Annotated in this window: 19 protein-coding genes; 3 read left to right on the top strand and 16 right to left on the bottom strand. The window is 72.5% G+C overall.

Annotation, left to right across the window (positions count from 1 at the left end; all coding sequences use genetic code 11):
- Positions 1-252: 252 nt before the first annotated feature.
- The gene (locus ACYVPE_RS19990) at positions 253-999 is read right to left on the bottom strand and encodes an LOG family protein (RefSeq protein ID WP_461035015.1); all 747 of its coding nucleotides are present in this window, start codon (positions 997-999) and stop codon (positions 253-255) included.
- On the bottom strand, positions 996-2,102 hold the full coding sequence (gene dapE / locus ACYVPE_RS19985; protein ID WP_461035014.1) for a succinyl-diaminopimelate desuccinylase: 1,107 nt from the start codon (positions 2,100-2,102) through the stop codon (positions 996-998). The genes ACYVPE_RS19990 and dapE overlap by 4 nt, the downstream gene beginning before the upstream one ends.
- 35 nt (positions 2,103-2,137) lie before the next feature.
- Here dapE and ACYVPE_RS19980 point away from each other — a divergent pair, with 35 nt between their 5' ends.
- Both ACYVPE_RS19980 and ACYVPE_RS19975 read left to right on the top strand, forming a co-directional pair.
- Positions 2,138-3,070 (top strand): hypothetical protein, encoded by a 933-nt coding sequence (locus tag ACYVPE_RS19980; RefSeq protein ID WP_461035013.1) that lies wholly within the window; start codon positions 2,138-2,140, stop codon positions 3,068-3,070.
- Positions 3,071-3,373: 303 nt separating this feature from the next.
- Complete coding sequence (locus ACYVPE_RS19975) at positions 3,374-3,796, top strand: hypothetical protein (protein ID WP_461035012.1); 423 nt, start codon at positions 3,374-3,376, stop codon at positions 3,794-3,796.
- A 43-nt stretch (positions 3,797-3,839) separates the two neighbouring features.
- Here the strand turns inward: ACYVPE_RS19975 and dapC are convergent, their stop codons facing one another.
- Both dapC and fdxA read right to left on the bottom strand, forming a co-directional pair.
- Positions 3,840-4,943: a succinyldiaminopimelate transaminase gene (gene dapC, locus ACYVPE_RS19970; RefSeq protein WP_461035011.1), complete on the bottom strand. Its 1,104-nt coding sequence runs from the start codon at positions 4,941-4,943 to the stop codon at positions 3,840-3,842.
- A gap of 105 nt (positions 4,944-5,048) precedes the next feature.
- A complete protein-coding gene (gene fdxA, locus ACYVPE_RS19965) occupies positions 5,049-5,375 on the bottom strand; it encodes a ferredoxin (RefSeq protein WP_132822096.1) in 327 nt (108 codons plus the stop codon).
- Between the two features lie 127 nt (positions 5,376-5,502).
- Between fdxA and ACYVPE_RS19960 the strand changes: the two genes are divergently transcribed.
- On the top strand, positions 5,503-6,492 hold the full coding sequence (locus tag ACYVPE_RS19960) for a GNAT family N-acetyltransferase (protein ID WP_461035010.1): 990 nt from the start codon (positions 5,503-5,505) through the stop codon (positions 6,490-6,492).
- Between the two features lie 20 nt (positions 6,493-6,512).
- Here ACYVPE_RS19960 and ACYVPE_RS19955 read toward each other — a convergent pair whose 3' ends face one another.
- The 12 genes from ACYVPE_RS19955 to ACYVPE_RS19900 form a co-directional block, all read right to left on the bottom strand.
- Positions 6,513-8,336 carry a hypothetical protein gene (locus ACYVPE_RS19955; RefSeq protein WP_461035009.1) on the bottom strand — a complete coding sequence of 608 codons (1,824 nt, stop codon included), beginning with the start codon at positions 8,334-8,336 and terminating at the stop codon, positions 6,513-6,515.
- A 272-nt stretch (positions 8,337-8,608) separates the two neighbouring features.
- Positions 8,609-9,034, bottom strand: coding sequence for a DUF6113 family protein (locus tag ACYVPE_RS19950; RefSeq protein ID WP_461035008.1), 426 nt, complete (start codon positions 9,032-9,034; stop codon positions 8,609-8,611).
- Entirely contained in the window at positions 9,031-9,912 is an 882-nt protein-coding gene (gene mshB, locus ACYVPE_RS19945) for an N-acetyl-1-D-myo-inositol-2-amino-2-deoxy-alpha-D-glucopyranoside deacetylase (protein ID WP_461035007.1), read from the bottom strand. The genes ACYVPE_RS19950 and mshB overlap by 4 nt, the downstream gene beginning before the upstream one ends.
- 66 nt (positions 9,913-9,978) lie before the next feature.
- Entirely contained in the window at positions 9,979-10,173 is a 195-nt protein-coding gene (locus tag ACYVPE_RS19940) for a hypothetical protein (RefSeq protein ID WP_461035006.1), read from the bottom strand.
- 184 nt (positions 10,174-10,357) lie between these two features.
- A complete protein-coding gene (locus ACYVPE_RS19935) occupies positions 10,358-11,413 on the bottom strand; it encodes an ABC transporter ATP-binding protein (RefSeq protein WP_461035005.1) in 1,056 nt (351 codons plus the stop codon).
- A gap of 14 nt (positions 11,414-11,427) precedes the next feature.
- Entirely contained in the window at positions 11,428-12,504 is a 1,077-nt protein-coding gene (locus ACYVPE_RS19930; protein ID WP_461035004.1) for an ABC transporter ATP-binding protein, read from the bottom strand.
- Positions 12,505-12,516: 12 nt separating this feature from the next.
- A complete protein-coding gene (locus ACYVPE_RS19925) occupies positions 12,517-13,497 on the bottom strand; it encodes an ABC transporter permease (RefSeq protein ID WP_461035003.1) in 981 nt (326 codons plus the stop codon).
- 133 nt (positions 13,498-13,630) lie between these two features.
- The gene (locus tag ACYVPE_RS19920) at positions 13,631-15,442 is read right to left on the bottom strand and encodes an ABC transporter substrate-binding protein (protein WP_461035002.1); all 1,812 of its coding nucleotides are present in this window, start codon (positions 15,440-15,442) and stop codon (positions 13,631-13,633) included.
- A 106-nt stretch (positions 15,443-15,548) separates the two neighbouring features.
- Positions 15,549-16,535, bottom strand: a complete 987-nt coding sequence (locus ACYVPE_RS19915) for an ABC transporter permease (protein ID WP_461035001.1) — start codon at positions 16,533-16,535, stop codon at positions 15,549-15,551.
- Positions 16,536-16,876: 341 nt separating this feature from the next.
- A complete protein-coding gene (locus ACYVPE_RS19910; RefSeq protein ID WP_461035000.1) occupies positions 16,877-17,905 on the bottom strand; it encodes an ABC transporter ATP-binding protein in 1,029 nt (342 codons plus the stop codon).
- Positions 17,898-18,902, bottom strand: a complete 1,005-nt coding sequence (locus ACYVPE_RS19905) for an ABC transporter ATP-binding protein (protein WP_461034999.1) — start codon at positions 18,900-18,902, stop codon at positions 17,898-17,900. The genes ACYVPE_RS19910 and ACYVPE_RS19905 overlap by 8 nt, the downstream gene beginning before the upstream one ends.
- A 40-nt stretch (positions 18,903-18,942) precedes the next feature.
- Positions 18,943-19,962, bottom strand: a complete 1,020-nt coding sequence (locus tag ACYVPE_RS19900) for an ABC transporter permease (protein WP_461034998.1) — start codon at positions 19,960-19,962, stop codon at positions 18,943-18,945.
- Between the last annotated feature and the right edge of the window lie 8 nt (positions 19,963-19,970).

Here is a 19,970-nt window from a genome sequence, read left to right as displayed (position 1 = left end):
GCCGGCACGGCCGCAGGCCGGCACGGCCGCAGGCCGGCACGGCCGCAGGCCGGCACGGCCGCAGGCCGGCACGGCCGCAGGCCGGCACGGCCGCAGGGGCCCAACGGGCGGCTTCGCCGCCGTTGGGCCCCCGCGGGCCACCGCCCGCGCGCAGCGCGCACCCCCAGCGCGGCAGCGGAAAGGGCGGGTGGGTGGGGGGAAAAGCAGGCCGGCAGGGGCTGAGGGAGTGGGGACCGGTAGGCCGGCAGGCCGTTACGGTTTGGTGACCAGCGCGATCGCCTCGTCCACGTCGTCCGTCAGGCGGAACAGCTCGCCGTCCTTGGCCGACGCCTTGCCCTGGGCGATCACCGTGTCGGTGAGCCAGTCGACGAGACCGCGCCAGTACTCCGTGCCGAAGAGGACGATCGGGAAGCGCGTCACCTTCCGGGTCTGGACGAGCGTCAGGGCCTCGAACAGCTCGTCCAGCGTGCCGAGGCCGCCCGGCAGGACCAGGAAGCCCTGGGCGTACTTCACGAACATCGTCTTGCGGACGAAGAAGTAGCGGAAGTTGACGCCGATGTCGACGTACTCGTTCAGGCCCTGTTCGAAGGGCAGCTCGATGCCGAGGCCGACCGAGACGCCGCCCGACTCGCTGGCGCCGCGGTTGGCGGCCTCCATGGCGCCGGGGCCGCCACCGGTGATCACCGCGAAGCCGGCCTCGGCGAGGCCGCGGCCGATGCGGCGGCCGATCTCGTACTCGGGGGAGCCGACCGGGGTGCGGGCCGAGCCGAAGACGCTGACCGCGGGGCCGAGTTCGGCGAGGGCGCCGAAGCCCTCGACGAACTCCGACTGGATCCGCAGCACCCGCCAGGGGTCCTGGTGCACCCAGTCCGAGGGCCCCCTGGTGTCGAGCAGCCGCTGGTCGGCCGTGCCGGGCATCACCTGGTGGCGCCGCCGCACCACGGGCCCGAGCCGCTGTTCCAGGGCCGGGGCCGTCTCCTCGTCCGTCCGCTCGCTCACTCCGACTCCTCCTCACTCTCCGCGCCGGCGGTCAGCCAGGCGCGCAGCCGCTCCTCGCAACGCAGGATCATCTCGACGGGCACCCGCTCGTCCCGCTTGTGGGCGAGATTGGGGTCACCGGGCCCGTAGTTGACCGCGGGAACACCAAGGGCGCTGAACCGGGAGACGTCCGTCCAGCCGAACTTCGGTCGCGGCTCGCCGCCGACCGCCGCGATGAAGGCCCTGGCCGCGGGGTGGCCGAGCCCCGGCAGTGCGCCGGGCGAGTGGTCGTCGACGACGAACTCGGCGACGCCGCAGTCGGCGAAGACCTTCTCGACGTGCGCGATCGCGGCCCGCTCGTCGAGGTCGGGCGCGTACCGGTAGTTGACGGTGACGACGCACTCGTCGGGGATCACGTTGCCGGCGACGCCGCCGGTGATCCGGACCGCGTTCAGGCCCTCGTGGTACTCGAGGCCGTCGATGACGGGGCGGCGCGGCGTGTACTCGGCGAGCCTGGCAAGCACCGGCGCGGCCGCGTGGATCGCGTTGGCGCCCATCCAGCTCCGCGCCGAGTGCGCGCGCTGCCCGGGCAGCCGCAGCAGCATCCGCAGGGTGCCCTGGCAGCCGCCCTCGACCTCGCCGAGTGAGGGTTCGAGCAGCACCGCGAAGTCGCCGGCCAGCCAGTCGGGGCGGTCGGCGGCGAGGTGGCGGAGGCCGTTGCGCTCGGCCTCGACCTCCTCGTTGTCGTAGAAGACGAAGGTGAGGTCGCGGTTGGGCCGCGGCACGGTGGCCGCGATGCGGAGCTGCACGGCAACGCCCGACTTCATGTCGCTGGTGCCGCAGCCCCACAGCACGCCGTCCGCGTCGAGGCGGGAGGGCACGTTGTCGGCGATCGGCACGGTGTCGATATGCCCCGCGAGCACCACCCGCTCCCCTCGGCCGAGCTCCGTCCGCGCGACGACGTTGTTCCCGTGGCGGTCGACGCGCAGCCAGGACAGCGGCCGCAGCGCGGCCTCCACCGCGTCGGCGAGCGGCCGCTCGGTGCCGCTGACGGAGGGGATGTCGACGAGCCGCGCGGTGAGCGCGGCGGCGTCGAGGCCGAGGTCGAGAGGGGGCGGTTCCATGCGCTCACGGTACCCGGAGCGGCTACCCTCCGAGGATGCCCGAACGGAGGACCCGAAGACGCCACCGCCGGATCGCGCGCGCCTCGTCGGCGGCCGTGGTCCTGGTGGGGATCGGCGCGTACGTGCTCGTGTACCACCAGTCCGACCAGCACGGCCGGCCGCGCTGCGTGGTGACCGGCGAGAGCGGCCGGACGTGGGCGATGGAGCCGCAGCAGGCGGCGAACGCCGCGACGATCGAGGCGGTGGCCTCGGCGCGCGGGCTGCCGGAGCGGGCGGTGACGATAGCCGTCGCGACCGCGATGCAGGAGTCCGAGCTGCGCAACATCGAGTTCGGCGACCGCGACTCGCTCGGTCTCTTCCAGCAGCGGCCGTCCCAGGGCTGGGGCACCGAGGACGAGGTGCTCGACCCGGTGTACGCGGCCGGCGCCTTCTACGACGCGCTGGTCGAGGTGCCCGACTACGAGTCGCTGCCGCTCGCCGAGGCGGCGCAGGAGGTGCAGCGCAGCGCCTTCCCCGACGCGTACGCCAGGCACGAGGAGGACGCGACGCTGCTGGCCGCCGCGCTGACCGGCCGGGCGCCAGGGGCGCTGAACTGCGAGGCGGACACGGCGCCCGAGTTGGGGGCACCTCCCAGCGTTAGCTGGGGGAGGGTGGTCGGCAGCCGGGACGCGGTGCACGAGCTGATGGTGCGGGAGTTCGGGGCCGGCGTCGCGCCGACCGGCGCCGGCGGAAGTCTCACGGTCCCGGTGCCGGCCGACGAACAGGCCGTCCGGGGGTGGGAGTTGGCGCACTGGTCGGTGGCCCACTCGGTGGAGCTCGGCATCGAGCGGATCACGTTCGGAAACGTGGTGTGGGAGGCGGACAGGTCGCGCGAGGGCTGGCGGGAAACAGGAACGGAAGGCGTGGAAGGCACGGAGAACGCGGCGGATTCCGGCGCGGAACTCCGGCTCTCGGTGGTGGCCGAGTAACCCGGATTGTCGGAAGGGCGTTCCGGCGAACGGCGGTACGGGGGAATTCCGCGGGCCGTCCGGCGGATAGCGGGGAGGCTCCCGCGGCGCACACCCGGCGCCCATTCTCCTGACGACGCGGGCGCGCCACGGCGGGCTCGATAATGCGACGCATTACCAATCCTTTACCGTTGCGAACCGCAACCTCGGCCCGCCCGGGACCGATAGGCACAGCGCCATGACGACGCCTCCGCCGTGACGGCGTCTCACTCAGGGTCCATCTCAGGGCGAATCCCAGGGCGAAGCCCCGGGTGAAGGAGCATCATGACGAACCCCCTCAGGAAGCGCATGGCCAAGGCCGCGCTGCTGCTCGCGGCCACCGCCGCGCCCGTCGCCGCGGCCGGCCAGGCCCACGCGGCCGGGCCGGCGCTGAACCCGAACGCGAACGGTCTGGGGAGCGCCACCGAGCTGCTCGCCATGGACGAACAGACGGTCAACGAGGCGGCGACCACGCTGAACGAGCTGGCGACGCCGACGGTCGAGCGGCTCGTGGGGCCGGTGGTCATGGAGGCGATGCCGGTGCTGATGCCGGTCGTCCGCGACGTCGCCCAGAGCGCCGCGCAGGACGGGCCGCCGCTGGTCGAGGACGTCGTCACCACGGTGACCGGCGAGCCGCCGACCGTGGAGGACTTCCTGGCGAACGTGCCCACCGTCGACGACAAGATGAACGACATCTCGCTGCTCTGACCTGGCCGCCGCCGGCCGTCGTGCACCAGCCGCCCGGCGGCGGTCACGACAGCCGGCGCACCGCCTCGGCGACCCGCTCGTCGGTGGCGGTGAACGCCACCCGGACGAACCGCTCGCCCGCCGTGCCGTAGAACTCGCCTGGCGCCACCAGGATGCCCTCCTTGCTGAGCTCGCCCACCGTGTCCCAGCAGGGCTCGCCCCTGGTGGCCCAGAGGTAGAGCGACGCCTCGCTGTGCTCGATCCGGAAGCCGCGGCCGGTCAGCGCGCCCCGCAGGGCCGCGCGCCTGGCCGCGTAGCGGGCCCGCTGCTCCGCGACGTGCGCGTCGTCGCCGAGGGCGGCGGCCATCGCCGCCTGGACGGGCGCCGGCAGCATCATCCCGGCGTGCTTCCTGACGCCGAGCAGCTCGCCGAGGACGGCCCGGTCGCCGGCGAGGAAGGCGGCCCGGTAGCCGGCCAGGTTGGACCGCTTGGAGAGCGAGTGGACGGCCACGATCCCGGTCGGGTCGCCGCCGCAGACGTCGGGGTGGAGCACCGACACCGGGTCGCTCTCCCAGCCGAGCTCCAGGTAGCACTCGTCGCTGAAGACCAGCACGCCGTGCTCCCGCGCCCAGGACACGATCGCCCGCAGCCGCTCGGCGGAGAGCACCCGACCTGTCGGGTTGCCTGGCGAGTTGAGCCAGAGCAGCCGCAGCCCCGCCGGGTCGAGCTCGGTCGGGTCGCCCCGGTAGGGCACCGGCTCGGCGCGGGCCAGGCGGGCGCCCACCTCGTAGGTCGGGTAGGCCGGCTCCGGGTAGGCGACCCGGTCGCCCGGGCCGAGCCCCAACTGGGCGGGGAGCGCGGCGACCAGTTCCTTGGAGCCGATCACCGGCAGCACGTTCTGGTGGTCGAGGCCGGCGGCGCCGGTGCGGCGGGCCAGCCAGCCCAGGATCGCCTCGCGCAGCGTCGAGGTGCCCCAGACGGTGGGGTAGCCGGGGCTGTCGGCGGCGGCCGCCAGCGCGGCCCTGATCAGCTGGGGCACCGGGTCGACCGGGGTGCCGACGGACAGGTCGACGATGCCGCCGTCATGCGCGGCCGCCGTGGCCTTGTAGGGCTCGAGGCGGTCCCAGGGGAAGACCGGCAGGCGGGCTGAGACACGGGACGACGACACGGGGTGGCTCACTCTCTCACGGGCTGGGCGGCCTCTTGCGGAAAAGCTCCGGTCCCGTACGGCTGGTGCCGCACGGGACCGCTGACACGCAAGGAGGCCAGGATGTCACTCGTCGTGCTGCTGCGGGGGCAGCGCGACGATCAGCGGGTGGTCGCGCTCGATCAGGCCGAGCTTGCTGGCCCCACCGGGCGAGCCGAGCTCGTCGAAGAACTCGACGTTGGCCTTGTAGTAGTCCTTCCACTCCTCGGGGACGTCGTCCTCGTAGAAGATGGCCTCCACCGGGCAGACCGGCTCGCAAGCACCGCAGTCGACGCACTCGTCGGGGTGGATGTAGAGGGCGCGCTCCCCCTCATAGATGCAGTCGACAGGGCATTCCTCGATGCATGCCTTGTCCTTCAGGTCGACACAAGGCTCCGCGATGACGTAGGTCACGCTGTCAGTCCTCCTCGTTGGGGGCGGCGGTCCGCCTGATGGCGCGCGGGAGCGCGGCGTCGTCGGTGCTCAGCCCTAGTATCTCCGGTCAGGACAACAGCGTGACCTTCAGGGGGCTGGCTAGACGGTGGAGTTCACCACGAGCGGACACCTTATCGTCCGGATTACCCGCGCTGACGTGGGAAAACGCGTATCCGTGCGGACGTTGACCGGCGCGCGGGAGCCCGGCGCGCGATTCACGGACACCGTCGGCGTGCTGACGTCCTGGGCCGGCGGGGAGCTGAGCGTGACGCGGCGTGACGGTCGGATCGTGCGGCTCGCGGAGGCCGATCTGGTGGCCGGCAAGGTGGTGCCGCCGACCCCGGCGCGGCGGCGCGGAGTGCCCGCGGCGGGCGTCGGGGAGCTGACGCTGGTGGCCGCCCGAGGCTGGTGCGGTCCTGACGTCGAGGAGATCGGCGGCTGGCTGGCGCGGGCCTGCGGCGGCTGGACGCGGCGGGCCAACTCGGCCGTGCCGCTGCGGGAGACGGCCCCGGATCTGGACCGGCTGGGGGCCTGGTTCGCGGCGCGCGGGCTGCCAACGTCGTTGCAGCTCACCACGGGCGCCGACGGCGCGGGCGAGCGGTTGGCCGCGGAGCTGGCGGAGCGCGGCTGGGAGGCCGGCGGCCACTCGACGGTGCGGGTGGCGGCGCTCGCCCCGCTGGCCGATCTGGCGGCCGGGGTGCGGGTCGAGGTGGGCCGGGAGCCGACGGATGACTGGCTGGCCGGGTTCCCGCGTGCCGCCGAGGCGCCGGAGGCCGCCAGGCTGGTGCTGACGAGCGGCCGGGCGCCGCTGTTCGCGGTGGCCAGGGCGGGCGACGGCGGGCTGGCCGGGGTGGGCCGCTGCGTCGTGGACGGGCGGTGGGCGGGGTTCGCGGCGATCCGCGTCGAGCCGGCGCACCGCAGGGCCGGCGTGGCCACCGCGTTGATGCGCGAACTGGCCCGCGCGGCGCTCACGGAGGGCGCGAGCGCCGCCTATCTCCAGGTGGAGGCCGACAACGCGCCGGCGCGCACGCTGTACGACGGGTTGGGCTTCGCCGACCACCACCACTACCACTACCGGACCGCGCCGGTCGCCTAGGCGACCGGCGCGGGGTGCGGTCAGGGGCCGACGGCGCCCTCGACGATGGCCTCCCGGCGGCCTGGGCCGTCGTCCACGGCGGCGGTCTCGCGGAGCGCCGGGATCAGCGCGGCGGCGGCGTGGTCCACGGTCATCGGCACCGGGCCGCCTCCCGCGTCGATCGTGACGCCGTCGAAGCGGCCACCGTAGATCTCGGCCAGCGCCTCGGTGTCGATCACCGGCTGGAGCGCGCCGGACTCGCCTGGCGCCATGGAGAGGAAGTCGTCGATGGTGCCCGGGCTCATGGGCAGCGGCTCCGCGTTCCCGGCCATCAGCCAGACCCAGCCCGACATCGCCGGCTCGGCGAACTCGGTGAGGGCCTGCTGGATCTGCTCCTCGCCGACGGCGGGCTCCTGGGTGGTGACCGGCAGTTCGACGGCCGGGTTGCGCCCGCTGGCCGCCCGCTCCCGGAAGGCCGCCTCGACGGCGTCCGCCGCGGTGCGCACGTCGATCGCGCCGCCCGGCTCGCCGGCGCGGCCGATGGCCTCGCCGTTCTCGAAGACCACGGTGCCCTCGACGGGGCCCGCGCCGCCCGAGGTGCCCACGACGTCCTGGAGGGCGACGGTCAGCTTCTCGCGGTCGACCGCGAACACCGCGTTCTCCACGCGCTCGGCGCCGATCAGCGAGCCGAAGACCGAGACCGGGCTGTAGTCCTGCCCTGAGACGGCGCGGACGGTGCCCTCGACGTCCACCGCGAGGCCGGCGACGCTCGGCTTGAGCTCGATCTCCTGCTCGCCGACCAGGATCGTGAGCGGCGTGTTGTTGGCCGCGTCCAGCTCGGTCTCGAGCCGGCTCTGCGCCTCCTGGGAGCTGAGGCCGCCGACGTCGACGCCGAGCACGGTGGTGCCACGCGGCACGTCCTGCGGGGACATGAAGAGGCCGACGCCGTAGGCCGCGACGGCGAGGCCGAGCACGCCGACGACCAGCAGCCGGGTCTTCGAGCGGCCCTTGCGCTTGGCCGGGGCCGGCGGCTTGGGCGCCGAGGGCTCGGGCTCCTCGACGAGTTCGGGAGGCGGGGCGGGCACGGGGGTGCGCTGGGTCACCGGGGGGAAGGCCGAACCGCCGGCCGCCAGCCGGGGGATGGATCCTGAGGTGTCGGAGATCCTGGGCATCGGCCCGGTACTCTCGGTGATCCGCGGCATCGGCCCGGTGGCCTCGGTGATCCGCGGCATCGGCCCCGTGCTGTCCGAGATGCGGGGCATGGGCCCGGTCGCGGCCAGCGCGTCGGAGGGCGGCGGGGGCGGGAACGGGCCGCCGAGGTCCATGGTGGAGCCGTCCGGCTCCTCGTTCGCGTGCGGGCCGCCGAGCGGCTCGCGGGTCGGCAGCGGCATGGTGCCGGTCATCGGGCCCACGGTGGGGCCGGAGGGGCCGCCGGTGCCGACCGGGCGGGGCGGCAGCTGCGGGATGCCGCCGGCCGGGGTGTCGGTGCGCTGCGGCACCCGCGCCCAGCCGGCCCCCGGCTCGCCGCCCGGGGCGCTCCCCTGGCCCGGATGCCCGACCACGCCTGGCAGGCCGGACGGCGGGGTCTCGGTGACCACGGGGTGCCCGCCGGACGGCGTGTGGTCCGCCGCGGAACCGGCCCTGGACGGCGGCGTCTTGCGCGGCTCGAACCAGGAACTGGTCTTCTTGCCCGCCGGCTTCCCGCCGCCCACGGCGCCGCCCTGGGCCGCCGGCTCGGCGGCGGTCGACGGGGCGGGCGCGGGCGGGGACGTGGCGCTCATGGCCGACTCGTTGACGGGCTCCCGCACCACGATGGGCGGAATCGGCCGGGATCCTGGGATGTTGATCCTGGCGCGGGTCGTCATCGTGGTCTCGGTCTTCTTCTCCTCCGCCTGCGGGGCTCCCGGGCGGGCGTCGCCATCCCCCCCCAGGGGACTGGGGGATGGGCTGTCAGTTTCTCGACTCAAGGCAGGATCTCCCGGTTGGCCATCGCCGTCCGTCCCGGGCGGACCGGGCGCGGGCGACTGGCCCCACGATACTGGGGACGGAGCCGCGGGACGGCCCCACCACAGGATTGGCACATCCGTACACGGGATGGCGGCCCGCGCGGTTCACCGTCGATCCACTCCGACGAGGGTCAACGACCCTGCTCCGGCGGCGACTTGTCCCTGTTGTGCCCGATCCTACCGTGCTCCGTCCGCCGGGCCGCGGGGTCGGGTGAGAAGAGGAACAGCGGCCGGTCGCTCGGGGCGAGCGCGGCGGAGGCGACGGCCAGCGTCATCCCGCCGAGCAGGAACAGGTAGCTGCCGGTGCCGGCGGCGAAGACGAAGTCGCCCTGCGGCCGGTTGACGGTGAGCGACAGCACGGCCACCGCCCAGCCGGCGGCGGGGGCCGCGGCGCCGACCCGGCTGCGGGTGAGCAGGGCGCCGCCCCAGAAGAGCCCGGCGGAGCCGCCGAGGGCGAGCAGCAGGCCGAGCGGCGCCCAGCCGCCCTGGGCCAGCGAGCCGGCCACGCCGGCCAGCACGCCGAGCGCGCCGAGCGCCAGGTGGGCCAGGATCCTCACGCGCCCTCCCCCGCGGCCTGGTCGGCCTCGTCCAGCCCGGCGAGGAGGTGGGTGGCGCCCGGCGGGAACGGCGTCCCGGCGGCCAGCCGGTAGTACTCGACCGCCCACAGCGGCTGGGCGAGGCCGTTGGAGAGGGCGAACACGTCGTGCTGGCCGTCGACCTCGACCTGGGTGGCGTGCGCGGCCATGGCGGCCCGCTTGGCGGCCAGCGCCTCCGGGGTGGGCCGGAGGGCCAGGGCCACCTGGTCCTGGGGGACGACGCCTGGGACGTGGGCGACCTCGGCGACGCCGGCGAAGCGGCCGGCCCCCGCGGCCCGCAGGCCGGCGAGCGCGGTCTCGGCCGCGCCGCGCGGCACGCAGTTCCACAGCACCCGGTCGACCCGGTGGGCGGCGGCCTCGGCGCCGCGCATGGCGACCCGGTGGGCCTGGATGTGGTCGGGGTGGCCGTAGCCGCCGTTCGGGTCGTAGGTGACGAGGACCCGGGGGCGCACCTCGTCGATCACTGCGGCGAGGGCGGCGGCGGCCTCGGCGAGGTCGGCGCGCCAGAAGGCGTCGGGGCGGTCGTTCTGCGGGAGGCCGAGCATCCCCGAGTCGCGCCAGCGGCCCGCGCCGCCGAGCAGCCGGTGGTCGGCGACGCCGAGGGCGCGCATCGCGGCGGCGAGCTCCCCGGCCCGGTGCGGGCCGAGGGTGTCGTCGCGGTCGGCGGCGAGGTGGGCCAGCGCGGGCGGGATGACCTCACCCTCCTCGCCGAGCGTGCAGGTGACCAGCGTCACAGGGACGCCGGCGGCCGCGCAGGCGGCCATGGTCGCGCCGTTGTTGATCGACTCGTCGTCGGGGTGCGCGTGGACCAGCAGCACACCCGCCTGGCCGGAACTCATGCGGGCGAGCTTACGTCCCCGGGGGCCGCCCGCCGGGGCGGGGCGGCCGGTGACCGGGGGGCACCCTCAGAAACTGAGGGAACTGATCATGTTGGCGATGCCGTTGCTGAAGTCGTTGATGGTCGGAGCCATGTTCGAGCTCGAGAGGTAGAAGCCGAACAGCACGCAGACGATCGCATGCATGACGTTCAGGCCAGCCCTCCTGACCAGCAGTACGACAATGACCGCGAGTAGCAGTACCGCGGAGACGGAAAGCGCCACCCAAGATCACCTCCATGAAGTCGTGCCCGGTTCAGGGCAGGCCAGCGACGCGTCCGTTCTTGCTTGGAAGTGTCTTACCCACCACGCGCGATGGATCATAACGATCATCTCGGTGAGCATGTCGCGGTGCACGGGAGCAGAGGAGGGGCGCACGCCCCCGGCGTGGAGGTGATCACCCCCTGGTTCAGGGCGTGACCGCCGGGGCGTCCGAGATCGGTGCGGCCACCGTGGTGCCCTCCTCGGGAAAGTGGCAGGCCGTGAGGTGGCCCTCGGCGTCGCCCGACAGCCGGACCAGCGGCGGCTCCTCGGTGGCGCACTTCGCGGCGGCCTTCCAGCATCGGGTGCGGAAGCGGCAGCCGGAGGGCGGATCCGACGGCGAGGGCACGTCGCCCTCGAGCCGGATGCGCTCGCGCGCCGGGGGCGGCTCCTCGCCCTCCTCGGGGGCGAGCCGCACCTCGGGCACGGCGGAGAGCAGGGCGTGGGTGTACGGGTGCCTCGGGCGCGCGTAGATCGCCTCGCGGTCGCCGAGTTCGACGATCTTGCCGAGGTACATGACGGCGACCCGCTGCGAGAAGTGTCGCACCACGGCCAGGTCGTGGGCGATGAAGAGGAAGGCGATGCCCAGGTCGCGCTGGACCCGCCGCAGCAGGTTGACCACCTGGGCCTGGATGGAGACGTCGAGGGCGGAGACGGGCTCGTCGGCGATGATCAGCCGGGGTTCGAGCGCCAACGCCCGCGCCACGCCTATGCGTTGCCGCTGGCCGCCGGAGAACTCGTGCGGGAAGCGGTTGTAGTGCTCGGGGTTGAGGCCGACGGTCTCCAGCAGCTCGCGGACCCGGCGCTCCCGGCCGCCGGGCGGGGCGATCCCGTTGATCTCCATCGGCCCGCCGATGATCGTGCCCACGGTCTGCCGGGGGTTGAGCGACGAGTAGGGGTCCTGGAAGATCATCTGGATCTCGGAGCGGATCGGCGCCATCGCGCGGCGTCCGGCCCGCGTGATGTCCTGGCCGCGGTAGACGATGCTGCCGCCGGTCGGGGGGATCAGCCGGGCCAGCAGCCGGCCGGTGGTCGACTTCCCGCAGCCCGACTCGCCGACCAGACCGAAGCTCTCGCCCTCGCGCACGGTGAGGTCGAGCCCGTCGACGGCCTTGACGGCGCCCACGGTCCGCCGGATGGGGAAGCCGCCGCGGACCGGGAAGTACTTGGTGAGGCCGGTCACGGTCATGAGCTCGGTGGTCATCGGTCAGTTCGTCCTTAGCGCAGTCGGGGCCGGATCCGTTCGACGAACAGCGCGCGGCGCTGCTCGCCCGTGAGGTGGCAGGCGGCGCCGCGGCCCGCCGGCAGGTCGGGTCGCTCGGTGGCGCACCGGTGCGGCTCGACCTCGCCGGTGAAGCCGCAGCGGGGCTCGAAGGGGCAGCCGGGCGGCGGGGAGAGCAGGCTGGGCGGCGAGCCGGTGATGGGCACGAGGTCCTGGCCCACGTCGCCGCCGAGCCGCGGCATCGAGCTCAGCAGCCCCCAGGTGTACGGGTGTTGGGGGCGGCTCAGCACCTCGCGGGCGGCGCCCCGCTCGACGGCGCGGCCCCCGTACATCACCAGGATGTCGTCGGAGACGCGGGAGACCACGCCCAGGTCGTGGGTGATCATGATGATCGCCGAGCCGAACTCCCGCTGGAGTTCGAGCAGCAGGTCGAGGATCTGGGCCTGCACGGTCACGTCGAGCGCGGTGGTCGGCTCGTCGGCGATCAGCAGGTCGGGGTCGCAGACCAGGGCCATGGCGATCATGGCGCGTTGCCGCATGCCGCCGGAGAACTGGTGCGGGTAGTCGTCGACGCGCCGCCGCGGGTGGGGGATGCCGACCCTGCCGAGCATGTCGATGGCGCGCTCGCGCGCCTCGCGCCTGGTGGCGCCGCGGTGTTTGCGGAAGGGCTCGCCGATCTGCCGGCCCACGGTGTAGTAGGGCGAGAGCGCGGTGAGCGGGTCCTGGAAGATCATGGCGACCTTGTTGCCGCGGAGCCGTTCGAGTCGGCGTTCGCCGACGGTGGTCACGTCCTCGCCGTCCAGCAGGATCTGGCCGGATATCGACGTGTTGCTCGGGTTGTGCAGGCCGAGCACGGCCTGGTTGGCGACCGACTTGCCGGAGCCCGACTCGCCGACGATGCCGAGGGTCCTGCCGCGTTCGACGTCGAAGGAGAGCCCGTCGACGGCCCGGACGGTGCCGTCCTCGGTGGCGAAGTGCACGCGCAGGTCGCGCACGGAGAGGAAGGGGCCCTCGGCCGCCCCCGTGGTCGTGCCGGCGGTCTCGCCGTCCGGGGCCTGACTTGTGGTGGTCACGTCGGTCAGCTCCTAGGCCAGCCGCACGCGCGGGTCGATGAGCGCGTAGCAGGCGTCGACGACGATGTTGAAGAGGACGATCATCAGGGCGGCGAAGAGCATCACGCCCATCAGCATGGGGAGGTTGGACTGGGTGACGGAGTCCACGGCGAGCCGGCCGAGTCCGGGGAGCGCGAAGGTGAACTCGGTGATCATGGCGCCGCCGAAGAGCGAGCCGAGGTCGATGCCGAAGATGGTGACGATGGGTATCAGCGAGCCGCGCCAGGCGTAGCGGAAGAACACGAAGCGGGGGCTCATGCCCTTGGCCCGCGCGGTGCGCACGTGGTCCTCCTGGAGCTGTTCGATCAGGGTGGCCCTGGCCATGCGGGTGTAGTTGGCGGTGAAGATGGTGGCCAGAACCAGCCACGGCAGCAGCAACCCCTGGAACCAGCCGAGCGGGTCGTCGGTGAACGGCACGTAGGTCGGCTGCGGCAGGATCTGGTTGTTGTAGACGAGCATGGCGAGCGCCAGCGGGCCGAGGAAGTAGATCTGCATCGAGCTGACCACCAGCGAGGTGGAGCTCATGGTCTTGTCGAGCAGCCCGCCCTGCCGCCAGGCGGCCAGCATGCCGAGGGCCAGGCCGAGGGTGAGGAAGACCACCGCGCCGCCCACGGTGAGCGAGACCGTGGTGGGCAGCCGGTCGAGGATGGTGTCGAGGACCGGGGTGTTGTTCCGGAAGGAGAAGCCGAGGCAGGGCGCCGGGCAGTGTCCTGCGGGGAAGTCGCGGCCCGCGAAGATCCCGACCATGTACTCCCAGTACTGCACCGGGACCGGCCGGTCGATGCCCAGGTTGGCCTCGACGACCGCGAGTTGCTCGTCGGTGCAGATGCCCTTGCCGCACGCGAGCAGCGCGGGGTTGCGCGGGATCGCGTAGAAGAGGAAGAACGTGACGGCGCTGATGATCACCAGGATGGCGACGGCGCCGAGCGATCGCCTGAGGAGGAAGCGGAGCATCGTCGGTAGCAGCCTTCGGTGTCGGCCTGGCCGGGGAACGGGCGCCGGGCCGGGGCGGTAGGCCCTGTCCTGCCGATCTTGCCGGGCCCGACAAGACCGACAGGACAGGACCTGGCCCCGTCCCGGCCGTGGTCTAGCCCTCGTCCTGGATGACGAAGAGCCGTTGCATGTCGATGGTGCCGAGGTCGTCGTTGAAGGTGGCGCCGCCTATTCGGGAACCGTGCAGGATGGTCTGCCGGTAGTAGAATGTCGGCACGAACGACAGGGTCTCCTCCTGGATGTACTGGCTGAGCCCGACCCACTCCTCGGCGGCCTCCGCCGGGTCGGTGATGGTCCGGATCCGGTCGATCTCCGAGTTGACGTGTTCGTCGTTCAGGTGGCTGTAGTTGGAGGCGCCGTCCTGGATCTGCCGGCCGTCGAAGAGCGGCGGGATCACGGTGGCGGCGGAGAGCCAGTCGTGGCCCCAGCTGCTGCGGTAGATGTCCAGCTCGCTGTCGACCACGCCGATGGTGTCGTAGTAGGTCTCCGGCGGCACTTCGGTGCGGTTGACGTCGAAGCCGGCGGACTCCAGGGCGTCCGCGATGGCGACCGCGGCCTGCTGGTCCTCGGGGGCCGTGTTGTTGACGTAGTTGAGCTGGTAGCCGACGGCGTCGGCCTCCTCCAGCAGCGCGCGGGCGCCCTCGACGTCGCCCTGTGGGTTGGCGAGCTTGCCGAACGGGTCGTAGTCCTCCTGGTAGCCGGGCAGCAGCGGCGAGACGATGCCGCCCGCGTACTGGCCGCCGATGGTGCCGCCGTAGGCGTTGAGGACGCCGTTGAGCGGCACGGCGCGGATGATCGCCTCGCGGACCCGTTCGTCGGTGACCCGGTCCACGTTGATCGCCAGGGTGGCGACGTAGGGCTGGAAGCCGTCGACCAGCCGCTCGCGGATCTCCGCGTCCTCCATCACGGTGGGGCCGTTGCCGGCGTCCAGGCCGTTGTTGAAGCTGGTGGCGTACTGGTTGTCGCCGTTGTCGGCCATCAGCCGGGCGGTGGAGTCCTCCAGGCTGTGGCCGAACGAGATCTCGTAGCTGTCCGGGTAGGCGTTGCGCGCCGGGTCGGTCTCCGGCTGCCAGTACTCGTTGCGGGTCAGGGTCATCGAGCGGCCCGAGCGGTAGTCCTCGATCTGGTACGGGCCCGAGGTGACCGGGTCCTGGTCGTACGCCTCCTGGGTGTCGCCCTCGGCCGAGACCACCGCGTAGCCGGGGGTGGCGAGGGCGTACGGCAGGTCGTTCTGCGGCTCCTGGAAGTGGAAGACGATGGTCCGGTCGTCCGGGGTCTCCAGCACCGAGTCGGGCAGGTGGTCGCCCTCGTAGGGGCCCTCGGGCAGCAGTTCGCGGTAGTCGGCGCCGCCGGTGCCGGCCAGCCACTGCTGGACGTAGCTGGGGCCCTGGGTGATGAACGGCGCGAACTGCCGCTCGAAGGTGTGCCGGAGGTCGGCCGAGGTGATCGGCGTGCCGTCGTTGAAGAAGATGTCTTCCTTGAGGGTGTACGTCCAGGTGCGGCCGTCGTCGGAGACCGTGCCCGAGTCGGTGGCCAGGTCGCCGACCACCGTGTAGTTCCCCTCGTTGTCGAGCCGCACGTAGGTGAGGCCGCGGTGGATCAGGCGGGCGATGTTGGACTCGTGGGAGACGTAGATCTGGGCCGGGTCCAGGTGGTCGGGCGAGGTCTGCTGGAGCACCTGGACGGTGCCGCCCTGGGTGGCGCCCGGCACTTCCTCGGCGGGCCCGGTGGAGGCCGCGACGTCGCCGAAGGAGATCGCCGCCGAGGTCTCGGGCCCCGCGGACTCCTCGCCCTCCTCGGCGGGGCCGCCGCCTCCGCCGCTGCTGCAGGCGCTGAGGACCAGTGCCCCCGCCATGGCCAGGGAGACTGCGGCGGCGCGTGCTCTGCGTGGTGCTCTGGTGCTCATCGGTACGTTCCCACCTGCCCGTTCGTTGGTCGGCTGTACGAAGGTCAACGGAGTTCTCGGTTCTCGCGGTGCGGGCCGGGGCGTCCCGCGGTCCTGGCTCGAGCGGTCAACCGGCGGAGCCATGGCGCACGGTCTTGGGGTCGAACGCGTCCCGGACCGAATCCCCCAGGAGGTTGAAGGCGACCACGAAGATCACCATGGAGACACCGGGGAAGAACATGTAGGTGATGTCGCTGCGGTAGACCTCGGCGGCGGTGGCGAACATCCGGCCCCAGTCGGGGGTGGGTTCGGTGAGGCCCACGCCGAGGAAGGAGAGGGCGGCCGCCGTGGTCACGAAGTTGGGCAGCATGTAGGTGGCCTGCACCAGCATCGGCGAGACGACGTTGGGCAGCAGCTCCCGGCGGATGATCCGCCAGGGGGAGGCGCCGCTGATCCGGGCCGCCTCGATGAACTCCCGTTCCCGCAGGGCGAGGGTGGCGCCGCGCAGGATGCGGCCCAGGGTCATCCAGCCCAGGGCCCAGAGCACCAGGATGATGGAGACGACCTTGACGTAGGTGGGGGTCTCCTCCCTCGGGTCCACGAAGAGGGTGGCGATGATCGGCAGGAAGGCCACGAAGAACAGCTGCTGCGGAAAGGCCATCAGCAGGTCGATGAAGCGGCTGATGAGAAAGTCCCAGCGGCCGCCGAGATAACCGGCCGCGATACCGAGGACGATGGCGGTGAGCACGGCGAGCACGGTCACCGCGAGGGCGATGAGCAGCGAGGTGCGTATTCCGTAGAGCAGCGTCGTCAGTACGTCGCGGCCGGTGAAGGGCTCGATGCCGAACCAGAATTCACCGTCGATTCCGCCGTTGGGCTTGACGGGATATCCGTACTGGTTGAGCAGGCCCTGCTCCAACTGCCCGTACCTGGTGTAGGGGTCCTTGCCGTAGAGCCCGGAGATCACGGGGGCGAGGAGGCCGAGCGCGAAGAACAGCACCACGACGCAGGCGGATATGACGCCGACCCGGTCGCGCCGAAAACGACGCCACATCAGCTGCCCCGGCGAACGCCCTACCAGTTCGGCCTCGACGGCCTCGGTTTGGCTGGACATCAAGTCCCCCCGACTGTGGTCGCATGACGCGATGCGTGTAGAGCGGGACTGTGGCAAGGCACTGACTAACCCGTCAAGAGGTAGCAGTGGTATCAACCTATGATGGTCGAATAGTGAGCCGAGGTTATGCGGATTGACGCAGAATCGTGCTTGACGGGGTCGGATGCTTTCGGAAATGTGCCGACAAACGAGGACCCCGGGGTGTTAACAAGGCGGCAACCTGCCAGACGCTACACCGATATGCGAACGTCTCAGACTGAGGCGGTACGGCCGTGCGGGTGCCGTAGACCGGGGCGGTGCGGCCGAGAGTCCACCGCCCCGGTTGCACGACGGCGCACCCGCTAGCCCTCCGCCGCGTAGTGACAGGCGGACTCGTGGCGGGCCGCGTCCGTCGCTGCCGCGAATGCCAGAGGCACGGCCAGCGGCGGCGCAGACTCCGCGCACCGCTCCCCCACCTTCCAACAGCGGGTTCTGAAACGGCATCCCGAGGGCGGATCGGCCGGCGAAGGCACGTCCCCCACCAGAATGATCCGCTCGTCACGCCGGCTCGCGCCGGGATCCGGCGTCGGAACCGCGGAGAGCAGCGCCTGGGTGTAGGGATGCGTGGGGTGTTCGTAGATTTCCCGGTCCGAACCGATTTCCACGATCTTCCCCAGGTACATCACCGCGACCCGGTCCGAGATATGACGCACCACCGAAAGGTCGTGGGCGATGAACACATAGGAGAGGCCGAACTCCCGCTGGAGCCGCCCCATCAGGTTGATCACCTGCGCCTGCACCGAGACGTCGAGCGCCGAGACCGGCTCGTCGGCCACGATGATCTCCGGATTGAGCGCGAGGCCTCGCGCGATGCCGATGCGCTGCCGCTGCCCGCCGGAGAACTGGTGCGGATACCGGTTCAGATACTCGGGATCGAGCCCGACCACGTCGAGGAGTTCCCGCACCCGGCGCCGCCGGTCGCCCTTCGGCGCGACCTCGGGATGAATCTCGAAGGGCTCCCCGACGATATCCCCCACCGTCATCCGCGGATTCAACGAGGTGTAGGGGTCCTGGAACACCATCTGGATGTTCCGGCGCACCGCCCGCAGCGCCCGCGCCGACAGTTTGGCGACGTCCTCGCCGCGGTAGCGGATCTCGCCGGCCGTGGGCCGCTCCAGGCTCACCAACAGCCGCGCCACGGTGGACTTCCCGCACCCCGACTCCCCCACGATCCCCAGCGTCTCGCCGGCCCGCAGGTCGAAGGAGACCCCGTCGACGGCGCGCACCGCGCCGACCTGGCGCCTGAGCAACGCGCCCTGGGTCAGCGGGAAGTGCTTGGCCAGGCCCCGCACCTGGAGGATCGGCTCGCTCCTGCCCCACGGCTCAACCACCGACCGTCTCCTTCCAGAAGTGGCAGGCGCTCGTCCTGCCCGCCACGTCCGCCGCCGGCTCGGCCGCCACCCGCACCTGGTAGAGCGGCGGCACCGGATCGGCCCGGCACATCTCGCGGGCCACCGGGCAGCGCGGGTGGAAGGCGCAGCCGCTCGGCACCCGCGACGGGCTGGGCGGCAGCCCCCGGATCGCGGCCAGCTCCCGGCCCTTGCGGTCGAGCCGCGGCACCGACTCGAGCAGCCCGCGGGTGTACTGGTGCGCCGGCCTGCGGTACAGCTCGCGCACCGGCGCCTGCTCCACGATCCGCCCGGCGTACATCACCGCGATCCGGTCGGCGACGTCGGCGACCACGCCCAGGTCGTGGGTGATCAGGATCAGCCCCATCCGGTACTCGCGCCGCAGCTCGGCCAGCAGGTCCATCACCTGGGCCTGCACCGTCACGTCGAGCGCGGTGGTCGGCTCGTCCGCGATGATCAGCTCGGGCTCCAGGGCCAGCGCCATCGCGATCATGACGCGCTGCCGCATGCCGCCGGAGAACTGGTGCGGGTAGTCGCCGGCCCGCTCCCTCGCCGCCGGGATGCGCACCCGGTCCATCAGCTCGACGGCCCTGGCCCTGGCGTCCTTGCGCGACATGCCGCGGTGCACCCGGAACATCTCGGCCAGCTGGAAGCCCACGGTCAGCACCGGGTTGAGCGCGGAGAGCGCGTCCTGGAAGATCATCGCCATCCGCTCGCCCCGGATCCGCCGGCGCTCCTCGGCGGAGAGGGTGAGCAGGTCGCGCCCCTGGAACAGCACCCGCCCGCCGGTGATCCGTCCTGGCGGGCTCTCCAGGATGCCCATCACGGCCCGCGCGGTCACCGACTTGCCTGACCCGGACTCGCCGAGCACCGCGAGCGTCTCGCCGGCCGCCACCTCGAAGCCGACCCCGTCCACGGCCCTGACCACCCCGTCGCGGGTGTCGAACTCCACGCTCAGGTCCCGGACTTCGAGCAGCATGGGCAGGTGCGCCTTTCGACGGGTTCTGGCGGTTCTGTGATCAGCGGAGCTTGGGATCGAGGGCGTCGCGTACCGCGTCGCCGAGCATGATGAAGGCCAGCACGGTGACGCTGAGCGCCGCGGCCGGATAGAAGAGGATGTGCGGGGCGTTGCGGAACTGCATGCCGTCGGAGGCGGCCGAGATGTCGACGCCCCACGAGACGCTGGGCGGTTTGAGGCCGACGCCGAGGTAGCTGAGCGTGGCCTCCAGCGCGATGAAGGTGCCGAGCATGATCGTGGCCATCACGATGACCGGCGCGATCGCGTTGGGCAGGATGTGCCGCAGCAGCACCCTGGGGGTGCCGGCGCCCAGCGCCCTGGCGGCCTGCACGTAGTCGTGCTCCTTGGCGGTGAGCACCGCGCCGCGGGCGATCCTGGCGATCTGCGGCCAGCTGAGCGCGGCGATCACCACGACCACCGGCCAGATGCCGGTCAGTGTGACCATGGAGAGGAAGACGATCGCGCCGAGCACCATCGGGATGCCGAAGAAGACGTCCGTGAGCCGGGAGAGCAGCCCGTCCCAGAAGCCACCGAAGAAGCCGGCGAGGCCGCCGACCACCGTGCCGAGGACGGCCACGCCCAGGGTGGCGCAGACCCCGACCGCGATCGAGGCGCGAGCGCCGTACACGGTGCGGGTGTACACGTCGCACCCCTGCGTGTCGAAGCCGAACCAGTGCTCGGCACTCGGCCCCTGAAGCGAGCGGCCGAGCTCACAACGCTGCGGATCCTGCCCGGCGATCAGCCCCGGCCACAGGGCGATCACCAGCAGGAAGAGGATCAGCGACGCGGACACGACGAACACCGGGTTGCGCCGCAGGTCATGCCAGGCATCCGTCCACAACCCCCGCGCGGACGCCGGCGATGCCGGGCCGCCAGGCGGCGAATCCGCCGGCCTGGCCGAGGCCGGGGCCGAGTCCCCGGCCGCAGCGCCGTCAGGCGCCGGCGACGCGGTGCCGTCGTCGGGTCCGCCCGCCGCAGGCGGCGGCGCTGCCGCTGGCGAGGCCGGCTCCCGATCGCCCACCGGCGCCG

The sequence above is a fragment of the Streptomyces mayteni genome (genome assembly GCF_054783955.1).
Note: the sequence above shows the minus strand (reverse complement) of the source record. Positions and strands in the feature narration are given on the sequence as shown.